We start from the raw sequence: 21,675 nt of genomic DNA on the forward strand, positions 1-21,675 counted from the left end.
GCCTACCAGGTCCGGCGGTCGTCGAGAACCGGACCGTCATCGAGGGCCGGCACGCAGACGACGTCGGCAGTGAGCCGCAGCTGGGATCGGATCTTGTCTCGGATTCGGTCGGCCAGGTCGGCGTCGGCGTCGGGTGCGGGTACCAGTTCGCAGCGCAGTGTGTCGCGGTGTTCGACCCGGTCGATGATGAAGCGGTATGCGGCGATGCCGGGCTCCGTGGCCAGCGCCTGTGCCGCCTGTCGGGGGTGCAGGAACATTCCGCGTACCTTGACCGCTTCGCCGATGCGCCCGAGTACGCCGGCCAGGCGCAGCGAGGAGTCGGCGCCGAGGCGCCAGGCGGACAGGTCGCCGGTTCCGAACCGGGCCAGTGGCTGCTCGGGGCGCAGCAGGGTGACCACCACCTGGCCGATGCTGTCGTCGACCACGGGAGTGCCGGTCGCCGGATCGCAGATTTGCACGAGTACGCCGTCGGGTAGGGCAAGTCCGGAGTTGGGCGCGGTTTCGTAGCCGAGCAGCCCGGTTTCCGCGGTCCCGTATGCCTGGTGCACGGTGTCCACATAGGAGGCCAGCCAGTCGCGTAGCGAGTCTGGCAGCGGCTCGGCGGTGACCAGTGCCCGCCGGATCGCCAGCGGCTCACCGAGCGTGGTCGCCTTGTCCAGCAGTGCCTTGAGGTAGGAGGGCAGCCCGGTGTATGCCGACGCGCCGACCCGCACCGCGGTCTTGATCTGCAGCTCCTGGTTGCCCACTCCGGCCGGGATCACGGTGGCGCCGAGCGCAAGCGCGCCTTCCTCGAACATGGCGCCGGCCGGGGAGAGGTGGTAGCTGAAGCAGTTGAGCACCACGTCCTGCGGGCCGAATCCGGCGGCCCGTAGCGCTTCGGCCCAGTGCCACGGATCGGTGCCGGTGAGTTGCGGCTCGAACAGCGGCCCCGGTGAGGCGAACACCTTGCGCAACCGCGCGTTCGGGGCTACCGCGCCGCCGAACGGCGGAGCCGCTTGCTGTGCCGCAATCAGCTCGTCCTTGCCCAGCACCGGCAGGCGGTCGAGGTCGGCGACCTCCCGCACTTCCTTGATGTCGGCCGCGGCGAGGCGGTCGGCGAACGCCGGTACCCGGGCGGCCGCCTCGCTCACGGTGGCGGCGACCGCGGCATCCAGACCGTGAACGTACTGCGCGATTCGGTCGGCGAGCACGCCATCCCTCCTTCTACAGCCAGCGCTTGCGGCGCTTGTAGTGTTTGACGTCGCGGTACCGCCGGCGTGCACCGGCATCGCCCAGGCCCAGGTAGAACTCCTTGACGTCGGGGTTGTCGGCGAGTTCCGCAGCAGGGCCGTCGAGCATGATCCGGCCGGACTCCATGATGTAGCCGCGGTGCGCCACGGCGAGCGCCTGCCGGGCGTTCTGCTCGACCAGGAGCGCGGTGAGGCCGAGCTCTTGGTTGAGTCGCTGGATCACCCGGAACACCTCGTCCACCAGGCGTGGCGCCAGCCCGAGCGACGGCTCGTCGAGCAGCAGCAGGCGCGGGTCGGACATCAGCGCCCGGCCGATCGCCAGCATCTGCTGTTCGCCGCCGGACAGGTAGCCGGCGACCCGGGACCGCAGCGCCGCGAGAGCCGGCAGGAACTCGTACACCCGCGCGTAGTCGGCCTTGGCGCCGCGGGTGTACCCGCCGGCTACGAGGTTCTCGTGCACGGTGAGGTGCTCGAACACCCGCCGGCCCTCCATCACCATGGCGATGCCGCGGCGTACCCGCGCTGCCGCGTCCATCCCGGTGATGTCCAGGCTGTCGAACCGGACCGTGCCGTCGGTGACGTCACCGTGTTCGGTGGGCAGCAGCCCGGCGATGGCTTTGAGGGTGGTGGACTTGCCGGCGCCGTTCGAGCCGAGCAGCGTGACGATCTGGCCGGCCGGTACCTCCAGCGACAGTCCGCGCAGCACGAGGATCACCTGGTCGTAGATGACCTCCAGGTTCTCCACGGTCAGCGCGGCGGGTGTCCGGCTCACGTCTTGGGTACCACCGCGGCGGAGACCTCGGTGAGCTTGCCGCCGGTGACCCGGTAGATGCCGGAGGCGGTGCTGCCCCGGTGGCTCTGGGCGGAGAACTTGATCGGGCCGGTGACTCCGCCGGTGTCCACCGCGGGCATCGTTTCCAGGGCGGTACGCAGGTTGGGGCCGGTCAGCTCGGTGCCGTCGTTGAGAACCTTCTCGATGCCCTTGACCATCACCTGCATCGTGTACCAGCCCTGCACGAAGTGCAGACCCTTGGCGTCGAGGTCGATGCCCTTGCTCTGGCAGTACTGCCGGACCTCCTGGAGGCCGGGCTTGCCGGCGCTCGGTGGGGCGAACGGCTGCACCATCACGTGCCCCTCGGCCGCGGCCGCAGCGGTCTTGACGAACAACTCGTCGGCGCACCAGTTCAGGCAGATGATCCGCATGTCCAGCTGCTGCGCGGCGATGTCCCGGGCGACCACCGCGGCCGGGCTCGACACGTTCTGGATCACGATGTACTTGGCGCCCTGCGCCTTGGCCTGCTGGAGCAGCCCGATCTGGTCAGTGGCACCGGTCTTCATCGGGTACGCCTTGAAGCCGAGCCGGTAACCCTTGTCCTTGAGCCATTTCTCGCCGTCGGCGAGCGGCGCGGTGCCGAACGGGGAGTCGTTGTGGAACACCGCGACCTGGGCCGCCGGGTCCTGCGCCGCGATGTAGTCCAACGCCACCCGCATCTGGTCGGAGTAGGTCGGTGCGACCACGAAGTTGTACGGCGACTGGGTGGGATCGGTCAGCACCTCGGCGTAGGAGGCGGACATGAACGGCAGCTGGTCGTCTTTCACCTTGGTCCGCAACGCCTCCGAGTCTCCGGTGCCCCAGCCCTGGATGGCGACCGCCTGCTCGGAGACGAACCTCTTGTACTTCTCCTCGGCGGTGGGCACCCGGTAGGCGTAGTCCTCGCTCAACGCCTTGATTTTGCTGCCCTTGACACCGCCCGCGGTATTGATCTTGTCGACGTAGGCCAACACCCCCTCGTTGTAGGGTTTGCCGACGTCGGCGGTGGCACCGGTGAGGTCGGCCAGCACCCCGATGACGATCTCCTTGCCTTCCTGGCCGGCACCGGCGTCCCCGCCGGGTCCACCGCAGCCGGCGACCAGCGCGAGTGCGGCGGTGGCGGCGGTTGCGTAAACGAGTCGTTTCATGGGCTTGTCCTCCTAGTACCGGAAGGGCCAGTAGCGGAAGTAGTCCTTGGCGCGGCGCCAGATCCGGTTCAGCCCGCGCGGTTCGAACAGCAGGAACAGCACGATGACCAGTCCGAAGGTGGCGGCCTGGAATGCGGGCAGCTGGTCGGCCAGGAACGGCGCCCAGGCGCGCACGCTGCCGGCCAGCTCGGCGAGCAACGGCGGCAGCAGCATGATGAACGCCGCGCCGTACACCGCCCCGGCGATGCTGCCGAGCCCGCCGACGATGATCATTGCCAGGTATTGGATCGAGACGTCGATGGTGAACCGCTCCCAGGTGACCGTCTCGGTGTAGTGCGCGATGAGCGCTCCGGCCAGCCCCACGTACCCGGAGGAGACCGCGAACGCGAACAGTTTCGTGCGGGTCAGGTTGACGCCGATGGCCGAGGCGGCGATGTCCTGGTCGCGGACCGCCATGAAGGACCGGCCGAGCGCGGTGCGGAACAGGTTGCGGGCGCTGAGCACGGCCAGCACGGCGAGGCCGGCGATGATCCAGTACCAGACGAACTCGAAGCTGGTCCGCGGCACTCGGTAGCCGAACAGGGTGAGCCGGTCCACGTCGAGGAAACCCTGGCCGCCGGTGAGCCAGGTCCAGCGGCGGACGACGAAGATGATGATCTCCTGGCTGGCGATGGTCGCAATGGCCAGGTACAGGCCCTTGAGCCGCAGCGCGGGTAGGCCGAAGAACGCCCCGACCCCAGCGGTGACCAGCACCGCCGCGGTCATCGCCAGCGGCAGCGGCAGGCCGCCGCGCTGGACCAGCAGCGCCGAGGTGAACGCCCCGACGGCCAGGAAGCCGCCCTGCCCGAGCGAGATCTGCCCGGTGAAGCCGACCAGGATGTTCAACCCGACCGCGCCGATCACGGCGATGGCGATGGTGTTGACGATGCCCAGCCAGTAGGTGTTGACCGTCCATGGCAGCGCGAGCAGCGCGACGGCGATCAGCAGCAGCCGGAACCGCTCGGCACCGGTGTGCCGCAGCCGCAGCTCGGAGGCGTAGGAGCCGTGGTAGACGCCGGTCGCGGTGGCGGCCATGTCACACCCGCTCGATCCGGACCTGGCCGAACAGCCCGTACGGGCGCACGAGCAGGATCAACACCAGCGCCACGTACGGGGCGACCTGCGAGGCGCCCGGCGAGAGTCCCTCGGCGTACTGGCTGAGCAGGCCGATCACCACGCCGCCGACGATCGTCCCGGGTACCGAGTCCAGCCCGCCGAGGATGACCACCGGGAACACGATCAGCCCGAAGCTGGCCAGGTTCTGGCTCACCTCGGCGATGTCGGCCAGCAGCACCCCGCCGAGCAGCGCGCTGACCGCCGCCAGCGCCCAGGCCAGCGCGAAGATCCGCCGTACCGAGATCCCCTGGACCAGCGCGGCCTGCTGGTCGTCGGCGACCGCCCGCATCGCGATGCCGTGCCGCGACCAGCGAAAGAACGCGCTGAACGCGGCCAGCGCGACGGCCGCGACGCCGACCGCGGTGAGCCGGTCCAGCGGCACCGGGGCCCCGGCGATGTCCACCGATCCGGTGGGCAGCACCTTGGGCATCTCCCGCGGTGTGGTGCCGTAGAACATCTGCACACCGGCTTTGAGGATCGCGGCCAGCCCGATCGTCACCATGATGACCGCGATCGGGTCCTCGCCGATCAGCGGCCGCAGCACCACCCGCTCCACCGCCACGCCGAGCACCACGGCGGCGACGACACCGGCGACGACCGCAACCGCCAGCGGCAGCCGAAGCAGGACGAACGCCGTGTAGAACAGGTACGCGCCGATCAGCAGCAGCTCGCCTTGGGCGAAGTTGATGACCCTGGTCGCCTTGTAGATGAGCACGAAGCCGAGCGCGGCCAGCGCCAGCACCGCGCCGTTGGCCAGGCCGTAGACGGTCAACTGGATGAAGTCGGTCATGCGCGTCCACTCCAGACCGGGCGGCGGGGCCGCTGCGCCAGCGCGTGCTGGCTGACCGGCTGCCGGATCGCGAGCGTGATGGTCCGCTCGGCCCGGGTTCCGTCCTGGTAGGTGACGGTGGTGTGCACGTCGACCGACTCGTCGTCGCGGTCCAACGCGGCGATGATGGCGGCGTACCTGTTGCCGACCACGCTGCGGCGGACCTTGCGGGTGCGGGTGATCTCGTCGTCGTCCGGGTCGAGTTGCTTGTGCAGCAGCACGAATCGGCGTACGCGGATCGGCTCGGGCAGGTCGGCGTTGGCCCGGGCCACCTCCTCGGCGAGCAGGTCGGCCACCGCGGGCTTGCCGGCCAGGTCGGTGTAGGTGGTGTAGCCGACCCGGGATCGCTCGGCCCACGCGCCGACCCCCCGCGGGTCGATACAGATCATGGCGGTGATGCCGGCCGTACCGTCGAAGCTGACCGCCTCCTCCACGTACGGGGAGAACTTGAGCTTGTTCTCGATGAACGCGCAGGAGAACCGGCTGCCGTCGGGGAGCGACAGCACGTCGGCCTGCCGGTCGATGACGACCAGCTCCCCGTCGTCGAGGTACCCGGCGTCGCCGGTGTGCAGCCAGCCGTCGGCGGTCCTGGCCCGCGCGGTGGCCTGCGGATCGTGCAGGTACCCGCGGAACACGCTCGCCGAGTGCAGCAGGATCTCGCCGTCGTCGGTGATGCGCAGCTCGGTGCCGGGGATCGGCACGCCGACGGTGTGGAACCGCACGGCGCCGTCGCGGTGCGCCACCGCGATGCCGCAGACCTCGGTCTGGCCGTAGATCTGCTTGAGGTTGACCCCGATGGCATGGAAGAACCGGAACACGTCCGGCGACAGCGGCGCCCCGCCGGTGTAGCACCGCCGCACCCGGGCCAGCCCGAGCTGATCGCGCACGGGCCGCAACCCGACCAGGTCGGCGGCCAACCGGACCGCGCCGGTGCGTCCGCCGCGCCGCGCCGCCGCCCGGTCGCCCACCCGGTACGCCCAGGCGAAGACGCGCCGCTTGAGCCAGCCGGCCTCGTCGATGCGTACCTGTACCTCGGAGAGCATCGACTCCCAGATCCGCGGCGGGCTGAACAGCACGTCCGGGCCGATCTCCCTCAGGTCGGTTCGCTGGGTCGCCGCCTCCTCAGGAAACGACAGCGTCATGGCCGCGCGCAGTCCACATGCGACGGCCAGCATCTGCTCGCCGATCCAGGCCAGCGGCAGGAAGGACACGTACCGGTACCCGGGGCCGATCGGGTCGAACTCGGTGAGGTGCTCGGCCATCGCGAGCAGGTTCGCGTGCGACAGCTCGGCCAGTTTCGGTTGGGCCGTGGTACCGGAGGTGGTGCAGATGACCGCGGTGTCGGCCGGATCGCCCCGGGCGATCTCGTGGTCGAGCCGCCGCGGATCCCGGGCCCGCGCCTGTGCTCCGGCCGCCTCGACGTCGCCGAACTTCGCCAGGTACGGCTGCGGGTAGCCGGTGAGCCCGCGCGGGTCGTAGTACACGATCGTGGTCAGCTTGGGCAGGGCGTCCTTGAGCCGGACCAGTTTGTCGACCTGTTCCTGGTCCTCGGCCACGACCACCCCGACCTCGGCGGTGTCCAGCACGTGCCGGACCTCGTCGCCGATGCTGGTCGGGTACACCCCGACGACCGAGGCGCCCAGGCATTGCGCGGCCAGTTCGGTGATCAGCCACTCCGGCCGGTTGTCGCCCAGCACCGCGACCACGTCGCCGCGCTGCACGCCCAGCTCGGCCAGGCCGTAGGCGAAGTCGTGCACGCGCCGGGCGTACTGCGCCCAGGTCATTGGCTGCCAGATCCCGTACCGCTTCTCCTGCAGCGCGACCGCGCCCGGCTGGTGTGCGGCATGCTGGGCGAGCAGCCGGGGCATGGTGTCCGGCCCGCTCACGACGACCCCTCGCAGGCTCGGTGTCGCCGCTCGCGGTCGCCCTGTGACATTGATTCGCTCGCAAGCTCGCTCATGCGGGTGCTCCGGCACCGGCCGACCCCGGGCCGGCGGCCGCCTCGCCGAGGTAGGCGTCGATGACCGCCGGGTCGTCGCGGATCTGTTCCGGGGCGCCCGAGGCGATGAGCCGGCCGAAGTCCAGGACGGTGATCCGGTGCGAGACGTCCATGACCACATCCATGTCGTGCTCGATCAACACGACCGTCACCCCGGCCAGTTCGTTGACGTCGAGCACGTACCGGGCCATGTCCTCCTTCTCCTCGGTGTTCATGCCGGCCATCGGCTCGTCGAGGAGCAGGATGGCCGGCTGCAGGCACAGTGCCCGGCCGAGCTCGACCCGCTTGGCGTATCCGTAGGCGAGCGAGGCGACCGGCTGGTGCCGGACCGCCTGCAGCTCCAGCCGGGAGATCACCTCTTCGACCAGCTCGCGATGGGCGATCTCCTGCCGGCGCGCCGGTCCGTACCACAGCAGCGCCGGCAGCAGTGCGGTGCTCAGGCGGTGGTGCCGGCCGAGCAGGAGGTTCTCCAGCACGGTCAGGTGCCGGAACAGCTCGATGTTCTGGAACGAGCGGGCCACGCCGAGGCGGGCGATGCGGTGCGGCGCCCGACCGAGCAGCTTGACCGGCCCGTCGGCGGTGTGCAGCGTGACGCGGCCGCGCTGCGGGCGGTACAGCCCGGACACGCAGTTGAGCAGGCTGGACTTGCCGGCGCCGTTCGGGCCGATGACCGCGTGGATCTCCCCTTGCCGTACCTGTAGCGACACCCCGGCCAGCGCCTGCACACCACCGAACCGCAGGCTGAGGTCCTCGACCTCCAGCAGCGGCCGACCGGGTGGCAGCGTGCTGCTGTTGAGGGGAAAGCGGTACTCCCGAGTGATCACACCGCTGCCTCCAGTCTCACCGTGGCCCGACCCTAGGTTTCCATTATGTGAAAGTCAACTGCTCTATACGGATTCGACGTTCGAGTTGCTACCGTACTCCCGTGACGGGTAGTGAGGCTGATCTGCGCGGCTCGCTCGGCACCGTGCGCAACGCGGTCACGCTGCTTCATTTGCTCGCCGACGGCCCGGCGTACCAGCACCTCACCGACCTCGCCGAGCAGTCCGGCCTGTCCGTGCCGACCGTGCACCGGCTGCTGCGGTCGCTGAGCTTGGCCGGCCTGGTCGAGCAGGACACCCACTCGGCGCGCTACGGGCTCGGCCCCGAGCTGGTCCGCTTCTCCCACCGGTACCTCGCCCGCCTGCCGGTGCTCGCCGCGCTCTCGCCGTACCTGCCTGGGGTGCGGGACGCCCTGGGCACCTCGGTCTACATCGCGCTGTACCTGCGCGGCAGCGTCGCCTACGTGGATCGGGTCGAGGGCGGCGACGGCGGGCTGTACCGCGAGCCGCACCGGCTCGCCCCGGCCCTGTCGACCGCCCCCGGGCGGCTGCTGGCCGCGCGCGCCGACGACACCGGATGGGCGCAGGCCCTGGCGCGGGCCGACGAGGCCGAGCGGCGCACCGCCGGTCAGGAGCGAGCGGCCTGGCGCACGACGGACCACCTGGCGCTGCCGGTACCCGGCCGCGAAACGATCGAGGTCGCCGTGCCGGTGGTCGACGGCTCCGGCCGGACCGCCGCGGCGCTGGTCGCCATGGTCGGCGACGACGACCTGGTCGCCAAGGCGGCGGTGGAGCTCACCCGCGCGACCGGCGCGGCCGGCCGGATGCTCGGCCATGCCTGAGCCGGCCGACCCCAGATGGGCGACGGTGGCCGACACCCTGGCCTGGACCACGCCGCCGAGCGCGGCATACGAGCCGGCGGGTCGGCTCGGCCGGTGGTTCCGCGACGGAACGCTCAACGCCGCGGTCAACTGCGTCGACCGGCACCCGGCGGACCGGCCGGCCATCCACTGGGAGGGCGAGCCGGGTGATCGGCGCACGCTGACCTTCGGCGAACTGGGCCGTGAGGTGGCCGCGCTGGCGGTGGCCCTGCGCGGCCTCGACGTGGGCCCGGGTGACCGGGTCGCGCTGCACCTGGGCTGGCTGCCCGAGGCGGTCGTGGCCATGTTGGCCTGCGCGCGGATCGGCGCGCCGTTCTGCCTGATCCCGACACCGCTACCGGTCGAGGCGCTGGCCGAACGGCTGGAATTCGTCGCACCGCGGGTCCTCATCACCCAGGACGGCGCGTGGCGGCACGGCACCATCATTCCCACCAAGTCCAGAGTGGACGACGCGCTCACCGCCGCCGGCGGGGTCCAGCACACCGTGGTCGTCCGCCGCACCGGCCTCGACGTCGCCTGGTACGAAGGCGACCGCTGGCTGCACGACCTGCTCGCCCCGGCGCGCATGCCACCACCATCGGCGCCGACCGACCCGGTGCCGGCCCTACCGGCCGAGCACCCCCTGCTGCTGACCTGGCTGGCCAACCGGCGCGGGCAGCCGGTCCTCGCCGTCCACGGCACCGCGAACCTGCTGGCCGCGGCCAGCGCCGTGCACCGGTACGGGCTCAGTCCCGGCGGGGTGTTCTGGTGCCCCGTCGACCTCGCGTTCATCGGCTCCCAGGTGCACGGCGTGCTCGGCCCGCTCGCCTGCGGCGATCCGACCGTGATGTTCGAGGGCACCGTCGACATACCGAACCACCGGCGGCTGTGGGACATCATCGAGCGGTACGGGGTGAACACGTTGCTCACCACACCGTCCGTGCTCGACCGGGTACGCGGCTGGGCCGACGCCGCCCCACCCGAATCGGCCCGGCGCACGCTCCACCGGGTCGTCGCGATGGGCGAGCCGCTGCGACCCGACCTGCGCGCCTGGATCGCCGACCGGGTCACCGGCGACAAGGACGCGGTGGTGGATGCGTGGGGACAGATCGAGCTGGGCGGGATCGTCGCCGTCGACGCGCCGGCCGACCCCGCCCGGCTGCCCGACGCCGGACCGGCGGTCGTCGACGGCGCGGCTGAGGTGCCCGACGGCACCGCGGGCTAACTGGTCCTGCGCCGGCCCGGGGCCGGCACGCTCCGGGGCATCGAGGGCGAGATCGGGTACGACCACTGGGGGCGCCGGCCCGGGGTGTACGCCACCGGGGACCGCGCGGTGCGGCACGGCAACGGACAACTGGAGTTCCTCGGCCGGATCGACCCCGTGGTCAGCGTCTCCGGCCAACTCGTCTCGCTGGCCGAGGTGCGCGACGTCCTGCTCGAGCACCCGTTCCTGCGCGCCGCGGAGGTGGTGTCCGTCGCCGACCCGCGCTCCGGCCGCCGGATCGTCGCGTGCGTCGTCCCCACGCCCGACGCCCTGGCCGGGCCGACCCTCGCCGCCGAACTGGTCGCCACCGTCCGCGAGGCGCTCGGCGGCCTGGCCCGACCCCAAACCGTCCTGTTCGTCGACCGGTTCGGCACCGACCTGGCCGACGACGCCCGGCGCCGGGCCCTGGAGGTGGTGGCGGCCTCGGCCAACGACGCCACCGCCCACGTGACCTGGCCTCAGGTGCAGGCCGCCGCGACGCTGTAGTCCAGTTCCGGTAAGAGTGGTTGACTTCCGGATAGTGAAAACGTAGCGTCCCAGCTGCCGCAGCGCTCCAGCCCGGAGGTCCCGATGAGGCCCATGACCAAATTGGTGGCCGCCGCCGCGGCCGCGCTCATCACCGTCACGTCCGCCTCGCCCGCCGCAGCGGACCGCTCCCCCAGCCACCTGACGATCCTGGTGCTCTCCAATCGGGCCGACCTCCTCTCCGGCGGCGACGCATTGGTGGAAGTCGTCCTCCCGGCCGGAACCGACGCCTCGCGCCTTCGGGTGCACCTCGCGACCGGCGACGGCCCACGGGACGTGAGCGACGCGTTCGCAACGCGCTCGGGCGGCCGCATCCTCGGACTGGTGGAGGGGTTGCCGGTCGGCCGCAGCGTGCTCATCGCGGCGGCCGACGGCACGCGTACCCGCGCCACCGCGCGGATCACGCTGACCAACCACCCGAACGGGGGCCCGGTCCTCTCCGGCCCGCAGGTGACACCGTGGGTGTGTACCACGCAGAACAACGGCCTCGGAGCGGCACAGGACGCGCAATGCAACGCGGCAGCGCCGACCTACCAGTTGTTCTACCGGCGCACCAGCGGCGGGTTCGCCCTCTACGACCCCGCGGCACCACCGCCGGACGTCGCGACCACGACCACCGACCAGGGGGTCACCGTTCCGTACGTGATCCGCCAGGAGACCGGAACGCAGAACCGTGGCATCTACCGGATCGCGGTCCTGTCCGACCCGGCGCGCCCGTGGTCGCCCCGGGACGCCCAACCGGGCTGGAATCACAAGCTGTTCTACCCGTTCGGCGCGAACTGCAACACCTACCACAACCAGGGCGTGGCCCAGAACGTGCAGATCGACCGGGCGCTGTCCCGGGGATTCATGGTCGCCACGTCGTCGTTGAACGAGCTCGGCAGCAACTGCAACACCATCGTCTCCGCCGAATCGGTGATGATGCTCAAGGAACGCATCATCGAGCGGTACGGCGAGATCCGGTACACCTTCGCGCAGGGACTGTCCGGCGGGTCAATCCAGCAGCACGAAATCGCCAACGCCTACCCCGGGCTGCTGGACGGTATCCAGCCGAACGCCAGCTACGAGGACATGCTCTCCGGTGCCCTGGTCGAGGTCGACGACTGCCACCTGATGCGTCGGGTGCTCACCACGATCTCACCAACACTGTGGGCGGATCGAGTGCAGCAGGCCGCGGCGCAGGGCAACGCCGCCCCGGTGAATCCAACCGACCTCACCGCCTGCGAGGCATGGGACCGATCCTTCGGCGACTTCCAGAACCCGGCCTTTAGCCAGCCGTCGCCCCCGCTTCCGCCCTTCCTGCAGTCCTGCTACCCCATACCGCTGACCGCCGAGCAGCAGACGCAGCTCTACCACCCGACCACCAACCCGGCCGGCTGCCGCAGCACGTTCCAGGACTTCGCGGTCGCGATCTTCGGCCAGCGACCCCGCAGTGCGTGGACCGCCGCCGAGCGGGCCGCCGGGTTCGGCTTTGCCAAGTCGCCGTTCGACAACGTCGGTGTGCAGTACGGGCTACAGGCTCTCAACGCGGGAACCATCACACCCGAGCAGTTCGTCAACCTCAACGAGAACGTCGGCGGGCTCGACATCGACCACGCCTTCCAACCCAGCCGCACCGTCGCCGACCCCGGCGCGGTCCAGGCCGCCTACCGCAGCGGCTTTGCCCACGACGCGGCGCAGCTCGACAATGTGGCGATCATCGACCTACGCGCGAACAACAACCTCAATGACATCCACACCGCATTCCACAGTTACACGCTGCGGGAACGCCTGCGCATCGCGAACGGGCACGCCGGCAACCAGATCATCTGGACCTTCCCCGGGCCAGGAATCGCGCCACCCGGCCAGATCGCCGACGAGGCGTTCCTGCTGATGGACCGGTGGCTGGCCGCCGTCGAGTCCGACACCAGCGCCGCCCCACGCAGCGTCAAAATCCTCCGGCACAAGCCCATGGACGCCGTCGACGCCTGCTTCATCGGCGGCGTCAAAGTCACCGACCTCAACGTATGCCGGGCCACGTTCCCGCACTACGCCGACCCACGCATCGCGGCCGGTGCGCCTATGTCCAACGACGTGCTCAAGTGCCGGCTCGAGCCGCTCAACCCGCGGCACTACCCCGTCGCCTTCACCGCCGAGCAATGGTCCAGACTCCGCACCACCTTCCCCCACGGCGTCTGCGACTACAGCAAACCCGGCATCGAGCGGGTGCCGTCGATGCCGTGGCAGACCTACGCCCACGGCCCCGGCGGCCGGCCACTCGGCCCCGCACCGACTTCGACCCCATAGCGCTCAATGGCCAGAGCGGCCCTCTCGTCACGATCAGGGTGGGTACCGGGCTCTAGGAGGTGCGCCGATGACGACCGTTCCCAGCTACACGTCCGGAACCTCGGACAAGCCGCTGCTCGGTGACACCATCGGCGACAACTTCGACCGGACCGTGGCCGCCCACGGGGCCCGCGACGCACTCGTGGACCGGGCCTCCGGGCGGCGCTGGTCGTACGCGCAACTGGCGGCGGAGGTGGCCGCCGTCGCGCTGGGGTTGCGCGAACTCGGTGTCGGCAAAGGGGATCGGGTCGGCATCTGGGCGCCGAACTGTGCCGAGTGGACGTTCGTGCAATACGCCACGGCCAAGCTCGGCGCGATCCTGGTGAACATCAACCCGGCCTACCGGGTGCACGAGCTGGAGTACGTGCTGAACCAGGCGGGCATCCGGACGCTGATCGCCGCGCCCAGCTTCAAGACCTCCGACTACGCCGCGATGATCGAGGAGGTGCGGCCGAACTGCCCGTCGCTGCGCGACGTCGTGCTGACCGGGCGGGCGGAGTGGATCCGGCTGGTTGAAACGGGGCGGGCCGCGGACGCCGCGGTGCTGGCCGGCATCCAGGCCGGCCTGTCCGCCGACGAGCCGATCAACATCCAGTACACCTCGGGCACCACCGGCTTCCCCAAGGGCGCCACGCTGTCCCACCACAACATCTTGAACAACGGCTACTTCGTCGGCGAGCTGTGCAACTACACCGAGCACGACCGGGTCTGCGTGCCGGTCCCGCTGTATCACTGCTTCGGGATGGTCATGGGGAACCTGGCGGCCACCAGCCACGGCGCGTGTGTGGTGTACCCGGCGCCGGGGTTCGAGCCGCGGGCCACGCTCGAGGCGGTGGCTGCCGAGCGGTGCACGTCGCTGTACGGGGTGCCGACCATGTTCATCGCCGAGCTCGCCGAGGCGAGCTTCGACGAGCACGACCTGTCCAGCCTGCGCACCGGGATCATGGCCGGCTCGCCGTGCCCGGTCGAGGTGATGAAACAGGTCATCGAGCGGATGGGCATGACCGAGGTGACCATCTGCTACGGGATGACCGAGACCTCGCCGGTGTCGACGCAGACCCGTGCGGACGACTCGATCGACCGCCGGGTGTCCACTGTGGGCAGAGTGCACCCGCACCTCGAGGTGAAGATCGTCGACCCGGAGACCGGCCTGACCGCGCCGCGCGGAACCCCCGGAGAGTTCTGCACCCGCGGGTACTCGGTGATGCTCGGTTACTGGGAGCAGCCGGACAAGACGGCCGAGGCGATCGACGCCGCGCGGTGGATGCATACCGGTGATCTCGCGGTGATGGACGACGAGGGCTACCTCAACATCACCGGGCGGATCAAGGACATGGTGATCCGCGGCGGGGAGAACGTGTACCCGCGGGAGATCGAGGAGTTCCTCTACACCCACCCGGACATCCTGGACGCGCAGGTGATCGGCGTGCCGGACGAGCGCTACGGCGAGGAGCTGATGGCCTGGGTGCGGATGCGGGAGGGCGCCGAGCCGCTCACCGCCGAGGCGTTGCGGGAGTTCTGCACCGGCAAGCTGGCGCACTACAAGATCCCACGCTACGTGCACGTCGTCGACGAGTTCCCCATGACGGTCACCGGCAAGATCCGCAAGGTCGAGATGCGGCAGGTATCCATCCAGCTACTCGGCCTCGCCGACGCGGCCGCCACCAAGCACGCCTGAGAACCGGGACCCGACGGCGGTACGGCAGCACCGCGTGGCCCGGCGGTGGCGCCGCCGAAGACGACGTGGACGGTAACGGGTACTCCGGAGACGGCGTCCACTTTGGACTCCTGGCGCCAAGGACCGCCAAACGCTGCTCACCCGACGACCCGGTCCCATACCGGTTCCCACGGCCGCCACCTCCCTTTCCATTCGTGCACGATCGATCGGAAGCCCCGAGTACCTGTGCGATCGTTGTCAACCGGTCCAACCCACTAATAAAGACCCGCGATCTGAACCAAGGAGCTCAACTCGACGTCCTTTGTCAATTCCGTGAACCCCAAGCCTGCCCTCCCAAACGACGTGCGGTCGGCCGGCGCGGAGCAAGGCGGACACAACTGACAGGCAGCTTCAATGGAAGCGACCGTCGTTGCCGAGGTACTGGCCAGCCCCTGCCCGCGGTTGTTGACCCCGATCGCACGGTGTCCGCGGGTCACGGCTGTTTCAAGATCACCTGAGTGGTTGTTGTTGCTGATGGGGACCGTGGTGACGCCAGGAACTCCAGTGGCTCGGCAGTCGTGCGATGAAGGGGGCCTCCCTCACGCTGAGCGTGACAAAGGCCCCCTTCATCTCACCCACTCCACAATGGACACTGAGGTATCGCCGAGGTCCCGCACCACCGGCACACCATCGGCCTTGGGTAGCACGTGCTGAGCCGCTGCTTAAACGATCTTGAAACGGCCCTGGTCCGCGGGGTACCGAGACCTTCGACCGCTGCCTGCCGTACTTCGTCTCGGCGGCGTACTGGACGCAACCTGACCGCGCAGCGCACCTCTTCGCCGAACTTGACAACGTGGCCCAGCTCATTACCGCCTGACCGTCCGAAGTGGACGCTGATTGGTCAGATGGTGACGGTGTCGATCACATACCGGTAGCGGACATCGCTGCCGAGGACCCGCTCGTTGGCCTCGATGATCTCGTCGGCGCGAATCAGCTCGAATTCGGCGGCAATGCCGTGCTCCGCGCAGAAGATGAGTATCTCCTGGCGACTCAGCAATGCCGCCGATCATCGATCCCGGGAGGGTCCGGCTTGCCGTCCTCGGCCAGCTTCCATCGTTGCTTCGGCGTCGACGGCGCGGGCGTATAAGGCCTGGACCGCAGTGGAGCTGCCAACCGCGAGCCACGTCCGCAACGGCCACTCGTATCTACGCAGCCTTGCCTACCCCATGTGTCCACAGTCTCGCCGAACTCCCAGGTCAACGGCACTCCGATGCATCGGCAACCACTGGCCATGGGAGTGACCGGCAATTTCATCGACACGTCGGCATCAACAGTTTAACTCCGCGCCGACTGAGAATCTTGAATCGGTCAGTATCTGCAGCTCATCGGGCTTGTCATGACCTTGATCAAGCTGATAGTTGCCATGGAGAGCTTGGTTGGTCTGGGACCGCTCTGATCTTTGGGAGGTCGCATGGCGAAGAGGGCTTGATGTGGGTGCGGGCGGCCTTATTGGGGTGTGGGCCAGATCCGCTCACGCCCTGATCGGACGTTGTTGGGGCTGGGTTGCGGTAGCGCTTGAGGTGGCCGGGTATGTCATGCGCCGGTTCTGGTGTGGCGGGGTCGGCGCCGGTGGCGACCCCGCTTAGGTATCCCGGTGGTGTGGGAGGTCGCCAGTGCTTGAGGCCTAGACCCCTCTGAAACATAGCCTGGCGGTTCTCATAAGAGCAGATTTGTTAGGCGTTTACCCAGCCACTGGTCGCGCCGGCGCGCCACACGGCCTCCATTCGTACCAGTGGGTTCGTAGTGGTCGTACTTCCAGAGCCGCAACCCGCCTGTGAACCATTTCCATCAACAATGTCGATTATTGTCCCGTTCTGGAATTGGAACCTGCCATATACGCCCACATTGTCAGCAAGTGTATCGCACACGGAGAATGACAGGTGGTCAAAGCTGGTCTCTACGTAACCCCTTACGGCACCGCCGGAGATAACGTAGGCCCGGAGTGGATGGGCCGAGGCCGGTGATATGCCTACTGCTAGTAGTGTCACCGTAAGGCATAGTCCGATAGCCACCGTTCGGAATCCAGGAATCTTCATTTCCATCTCCTCGCTTCTATTGTTATCGGCGACGTGTCCGATCCCTAGGATGGATCGCACATCCATCTGACTCGACAGACGGTCCCATCAGTGGCGTGTTATTTGGCGCTCGCCGTCAAGTCGATATGGCCAGCACTGTCGATAGTTCGCCTTCCGGTTCTGTGCGGACGTGGTGGGTCGCAGGGGTCTGTGTAGCGGTGTTGGGTTGTCCGTGGTCGGTGGGTGGACGTGTGGACAACAACGTGGGGACAATGGGAGGGCCGGTACGTGTCCTGGGGGTGGTGGTTGTGCCGAGGAGGGAGCGCCCGCTGGGGGCGGGGGATGAGGTGTTGGTGGGGTTCGCTGCTGATCTGCGGCGGTTGCGGGTGAGTGCTGGTGGGCCGAGTTATCGGGAGTTGGGTCGGCGGGTGCATTACTCGTCGAGTGCGTTGTCGGATGCGGCTGGGGGGCGGCGGTTGCCGACGTTGGGGGTGACGTTGGCGTATGTGCGGGCTTGTGGTGGGGATGAGCAGCAGTGGCGGGAGCGGTGGCATCGGGTGGCGGCGGAGTTGGCCGCTGCTGGTTCCCCGTCTGACGAGGTGGTCGAGTCTGATGATCGGCTGTCGCCGTATGTGGGTCTGGAGTCGTTTCAGATCGAGGATTCTGATCGTTTTTTCGGTCGGGAGTCGGTGACGTCGGGGTTATTCGCGCGGCTGGTCGAGAGGCGGTTTGTTGCGTTGTTCGGCGCGTCCGGTGAGGGCAAGTCTTCGTTGTTGCGCGCGGGTCTGGTGCCAAAAGTGCGTGCGGAGACGAGTTGGCGGTCGGTGGTGTTCACGCCCGGTGCGAGTCCGGTGGAGGGGTGCGCGGTCCATCTCGCGTCGCTGATCGGGGTGTCCGCCAGCGAGTTGACGGCGGAGCTGATGGCTGATCCTCGCAATTTGCGCCGCCTGGTTCGGCAGGCTTTTGTCGATCAGCCCGGCGATGTCGAGGTGTTGCTGGTGGTGGACCAGTTCGAGGAGGTCTTCACGCTGTGTGAGGACGCCTCGGAGCGGGCCGAGTTCATCGCGATGCTGCTGGCGGCCGCGGGCGATGACACGAGTCGCACCCGGGTCGTGCTCGGTGTTCGCGCCGACGTGTATCCGCGCTGCGCGGAACATCCCGATCTGAGCAAAGCCTTGGAAGACTCACAAATGCTCCTCGGCGCCATGACGACGGAAGAACTGCGGCAGGCAGTCACCCGGCCGGCGGTCCAGGCGGGGCTGACCGTCGAGACGGCGCTATCCACCGAACTGGTAGCGGAGGCCGCCGGGCGCATCGGGGTGCTCGCGTTGGTCTCGCACGCGATGCTGCAGACCTGGCGCCGCCGCAGGGGTAACGCGCTGACCGTCAACGGATACCGGGCCGCGGGCGGGTTGCAGAGCGCTCTGGCCCGATCGGCCGAAGCGGTCTATGCCGGGTTCACCGTCGAGCAGCAGACGTTGACTCGGCAGTTGTTCGGCCGGTTGACGGTGGTGGGCGATGGACCAGAGCACACCCGGCGTCGGATCAGCCGGGACGAGTTGCGTGGCGTCGGCGCTGACCTCGACACGGTGCTGCGTGCGCTGGCGTCGGCCCGGCTGCTGACGCTGGGCCAGAACACCGTGGAGATCACCCACGAGACACTGTTCCGCGCCTGGCCGCGCCTGCGGGACTGGCTGGCCGAGGATCGTGACGGGGTACGCGTTCATCGCCTACTCAGTGAGGCCGCCGGCCTCTGGGAGGAGCTGGATCGCGATCCCGGTGCGCTCTACCGCGGCACGCGGCTGGCACTAACCACGGAATGGGTCAAACGCGCTGAACCCGTGCTTTCTGACCGGGAACGCGAATTTCTCGACCACAGCACCGCAAGCCAGACACAGCAACGCCGCGCGGCGCTGCGCCGCATGCGCGTGCTGCGGTTCCTCGTGATCGGGTTGGCGCTGTTGCTGGTCGCCGCGACCGGTGGCATCTGGGTCGCACTCGCCCAGCGCCGGGAAGCGGTGAGCCAGAGCCGGATCGCGCTGTCCCGTCAACTGGCCACGCAGGCGCTCGCCCTGGTCGATTCCGAACCGGGTACGGCGATGCTGCTCGCCGTCGAGGCGTTTCGCACCGCCCCCACCGCCGAAGCACGGGGTGCACTGTCCAGCATGTCCGCGCGCAGCGCCTACCGCACGGAGTTCACCGCCCACGCCGGAGCGGTGTCCGAGGTGGCGTTCGCCCCCGACGGCCGCACGTTGGTCACGGTCGGGCGTGACCAGACGGCCGTGGTGTGGGACCCCGTGCGCCGCACCCGACTCGCGATCCTCACCGGCCACGACACGTGGCTTCGAGCCATGGCGATCAGCCCGGACGGGCAGTTGCTCGCCACCGGGGGTGATGACACCGACGTCGTGCTGTGGAACCTCGCCGACCGCGGCAAACTGGCGGTTCTGTCCGGGCACACCGGACGGATCAAGGAGATCGCGTTCAGCCCGGATGGCCGCACCCTGGCCACCTCGAGCGCCGACGGCACGGCACGACTGTGGGACGTACCGACCCGCGACCCGCGCATCGTGCTGACCGGCCACACGGCGGCCGTCAACTCCGTCGCGTTCAGCCCCGACGGACAGACCGTCGCCACCGCAAGTGCCGACAGCACGGTGCGACTGTGGAACGCCACCACCGGCCTCCGACTCGGAGAACTGACCGGGCACAAGGACAGCGTCAACGCAGTCGCATTCAGCCCGGACGGCCACACCCTCGCCACCGCGAGCACCGATGACACCGCAGGACTCTGGGACACCGCCACCCGAGTCCGGCTGGCCACCCTGACCGGGCATGCGAGCACCGTCACCGCGGTCACGTTCAGCCCCGACGGCCGCACCCTCGCCACCGCAAGCATCGACAAAACCGTTGCTCTGTGGGATACCCAGCACCGCACCATCCGCGCCCGCCTCACCGGGCACACCGGCAACATCTACACCCTCGCCTTCAGCAGCCAAGCGCCACTGCTGGCCTCCGCGGGTGAGGACGGCACGGTCGTCCTGTGGGACACCAATCGCGCACCACTGGCCGGCTACCTCGACCAAGGGGTCAACGCCATAGCCTTCAGCCCGGACGGCAGCACCATCGCCGTCGCCAGCGGCGGACACATCGTGCTGTGGAACAGCCACGAGCGAACCCCGGATCAGGTGCTCACCGCCCGCACCGGCGCCAAGATCAACGCCATCACCTTCAGCCCCAACGGACGTACCCTCGCCGCCGCCACCGAATCGGCCCAGCCACCCGCCGACCCCACGCACAACACCGCCACGCTCTGGGACCTCACCAACCGCGCACCGCCCCGGGAACTACACGGCCACACCGACCGCGTGCTCACTGTCGCGTTCAGCCCGGACGGCCGCACCCTCGCCACCAGCAGCGTCGACCGAACAGCGATCCTGTGGGACACCAGCCAGGGCACCCGCATCGCCACCTTCACCGGCCACACCGACGCGATCAACGGCCTGGCCTTCAGCCCGGACGGCCACACCCTCGCCACCGCCGCACACGACCGCACCGCCATCCTGTGGGACACCGAGCGCCGCACACCCCGCGCCACCCTCATCGGCCACACCGGATGGATCCGCAGCGTCGCATTCAGCCCGTCCGGACAGGCCCTCGCCACCGCAAGCACCGACCAAACCGTCAAAGTCTGGGACGCGACCACCGGCACCCTGCAGACCACCTACACCGGCCACACCGACGCCCTAGTCAACGGCTTCGCCTTCAGCCCCGACACCGACACCGACACCATCGCCATCTCCAGCGGCGAACACACCACCACACTCTGGAGCCTCACCAACCACACCAAACTCGCCAGCCTCACCGGTCACACCCGACCCATCACCAGCATGGCCTACAGCCCCGACGGACACACCCTCGCCACCGCCTCCGACGACCACACCGTCCTCCTCTGGGACACCAACCCCCAAGACACCCAAAACCACATCTGCACCACCATCAACCGCAACCTCACCTCCGACGAATGGCACGAATACCTCCCCGAAACCCCCTACCACCACACCTGCGACACCTGACACAACGATTCACCCACGTCAACGTAGCCTTGCCTATCCTGCATATCCGCGATCCCGCCGCACTCCCACGTCAACGGCACTCCGATGCGTCGGCAACCACCCGTCACCGGAGTGATTGGCAATTTCATCGACACCGCCGAGATTTACGGCCCTTACACCAACGAAGAGATGGTCGGCCAAGCCCTCAAGGGCCACCGCGACCAGGTTGTGCTGGCGACGAAGTTCGGCCTCGTCTCGCACTCCGGTGGCGGCCCGGGTGTTCTCGACAGCAGCCCGGCTAACATCCGCACTGCGGTCGAAGGTTCCTTGAAGCGGCTCGGTATCGACCACATCGACCTGTACTACCAGCACCGGGTCGACCCGAACACCCCGATCGAGGACACCGCCGGCACTCTGGCTGAGCTGGTGACCGAGGGCAAGGTCGGCCACATCGGCCTGTCCGAAGCCAGCCCCGCCACGATCCGCCGCGCCCACGCCGTGCACCCGATCACCGCGCTGCAGACCGAGTACTCAGTGTGGGAACGCCATGTCGAAGCCGAATTGCTGCCGTTGTTGCGGGAACTGAGCATCGGCTTCGTTCCCTACCCGCCACTGGCCACGGCTTCCTCACCGGCCAGATCCGCTCCATCGAGGACATCGCCGACGACGACTGGCGCAAGACCAACCCGCGCTTCACCGGCGAGAACTTCCAACACAACCTGCGCATCGTCGACGAGGTCGGGGCAGTCGCCACCGGGGCGGGCGCCACACCGGCACAGATCGCCCTGGCCTGGCTGCTCGCCCAGGGCGACGACATCGCCCCGATCCCCGGTACCAAGCGCGTCGCCCGCGTCGAGGAGAACACCGCCGCAGACGGCATCGAGCTGAGCGCCGAGCAGGTCGAACGGCTGAATCACCTCAC

The 21,675-nt window shown here is 68.9% G+C and carries 13 protein-coding genes and 2 pseudogenes; 7 read left to right on the forward strand and 8 right to left on the reverse strand.

Annotation, left to right across the window (positions count from 1 at the left end; all coding sequences use genetic code 11):
- Window positions 1-2 precede the first annotated feature (2 nt).
- The 7 genes from VGR06_RS32395 to VGR06_RS32425 all read right to left on the reverse strand — a co-directional run bounded on the left by VGR06_RS32395 (window position 3) and on the right by VGR06_RS32425 (window position 7,995).
- Window positions 3-1,190 carry a phenylacetate--CoA ligase family protein gene (locus VGR06_RS32395; RefSeq protein WP_327562987.1) on the reverse strand — a complete coding sequence of 396 codons (1,188 nt, stop codon included), beginning with the start codon at window positions 1,188-1,190 and terminating at the stop codon, window positions 3-5.
- 13 nt (window positions 1,191-1,203) lie between these two features.
- Window positions 1,204-2,001, reverse strand: coding sequence for an ABC transporter ATP-binding protein (locus tag VGR06_RS32400; protein ID WP_327562988.1), 798 nt, complete (start codon window positions 1,999-2,001; stop codon window positions 1,204-1,206).
- Window positions 1,998-3,188: an ABC transporter substrate-binding protein gene (locus VGR06_RS32405; RefSeq protein ID WP_327562989.1), complete on the reverse strand. Its 1,191-nt coding sequence runs from the start codon at window positions 3,186-3,188 to the stop codon at window positions 1,998-2,000. Before VGR06_RS32405 ends, VGR06_RS32400 begins: the two co-directional genes overlap by 4 nt.
- Before the next feature lie 12 nt (window positions 3,189-3,200).
- A complete protein-coding gene (locus tag VGR06_RS32410) occupies window positions 3,201-4,262 on the reverse strand; it encodes a branched-chain amino acid ABC transporter permease (protein WP_327562990.1) in 1,062 nt (353 codons plus the stop codon).
- Window position 4,263: 1 nt separating this feature from the next.
- Complete coding sequence (locus tag VGR06_RS32415) at window positions 4,264-5,133, reverse strand: branched-chain amino acid ABC transporter permease (protein ID WP_327562991.1); 870 nt, start codon at window positions 5,131-5,133, stop codon at window positions 4,264-4,266.
- Complete coding sequence (locus tag VGR06_RS32420; protein WP_327562992.1) at window positions 5,130-7,058, reverse strand: AMP-binding protein; 1,929 nt, start codon at window positions 7,056-7,058, stop codon at window positions 5,130-5,132. Before VGR06_RS32420 ends, VGR06_RS32415 begins: the two co-directional genes overlap by 4 nt.
- Before the next feature lie 70 nt (window positions 7,059-7,128).
- Window positions 7,129-7,995, reverse strand: a complete 867-nt coding sequence (locus VGR06_RS32425; RefSeq protein WP_327562993.1) for an ABC transporter ATP-binding protein — start codon at window positions 7,993-7,995, stop codon at window positions 7,129-7,131.
- Between the two features lie 101 nt (window positions 7,996-8,096).
- On the opposite strand from VGR06_RS32425, the gene VGR06_RS32430 reads away from it, so the two are divergent.
- From VGR06_RS32430 to VGR06_RS32450, 5 genes are all read left to right on the forward strand, one after another.
- Complete coding sequence (locus VGR06_RS32430; RefSeq protein ID WP_327562994.1) at window positions 8,097-8,834, forward strand: IclR family transcriptional regulator; 738 nt, start codon at window positions 8,097-8,099, stop codon at window positions 8,832-8,834.
- Entirely contained in the window at window positions 8,827-10,077 is a 1,251-nt protein-coding gene (locus tag VGR06_RS32435; protein ID WP_327562995.1) for an AMP-binding protein, read from the forward strand. Before VGR06_RS32430 ends, VGR06_RS32435 begins: the two co-directional genes overlap by 8 nt.
- Window positions 10,078-10,161: 84 nt before the next feature.
- Window positions 10,162-10,602: an AMP-binding enzyme gene (locus tag VGR06_RS32440; protein ID WP_327562996.1), complete on the forward strand. Its 441-nt coding sequence runs from the start codon at window positions 10,162-10,164 to the stop codon at window positions 10,600-10,602.
- Between the two features lie 93 nt (window positions 10,603-10,695).
- Window positions 10,696-12,927, forward strand: a complete 2,232-nt coding sequence (locus VGR06_RS32445) for a DUF6351 family protein (protein WP_327562997.1) — start codon at window positions 10,696-10,698, stop codon at window positions 12,925-12,927.
- Window positions 12,928-12,994: 67 nt separating this feature from the next.
- Window positions 12,995-14,644: an AMP-binding protein gene (locus VGR06_RS32450; RefSeq protein WP_327562998.1), complete on the forward strand. Its 1,650-nt coding sequence runs from the start codon at window positions 12,995-12,997 to the stop codon at window positions 14,642-14,644.
- 880 nt (window positions 14,645-15,524) lie between these two features.
- Here VGR06_RS32450 and VGR06_RS32455 read toward each other — a convergent pair.
- Window positions 15,525-15,714, reverse strand: a pseudogene (locus tag VGR06_RS32455) (alcohol dehydrogenase); the annotation flags it as partial.
- 1,256 nt (window positions 15,715-16,970) lie between these two features.
- Here VGR06_RS32455 and VGR06_RS32460 point away from each other — a divergent pair.
- Both VGR06_RS32460 and VGR06_RS32465 read left to right on the forward strand, forming a co-directional pair.
- On the forward strand, window positions 16,971-20,774 hold the full coding sequence (locus VGR06_RS32460; protein ID WP_327562999.1) for a hypothetical protein: 3,804 nt from the start codon (window positions 16,971-16,973) through the stop codon (window positions 20,772-20,774).
- A gap of 168 nt (window positions 20,775-20,942) precedes the next feature.
- Window positions 20,943-21,675, forward strand: a pseudogene (locus tag VGR06_RS32465) (aldo/keto reductase); the annotation flags it as partial.

The sequence above is a fragment of the Actinophytocola sp. genome (genome assembly GCF_036002505.1).
In the GTDB taxonomy this organism is placed as follows: Bacteria; Actinomycetota; Actinomycetes; order Mycobacteriales; family Pseudonocardiaceae; genus DASYTH01.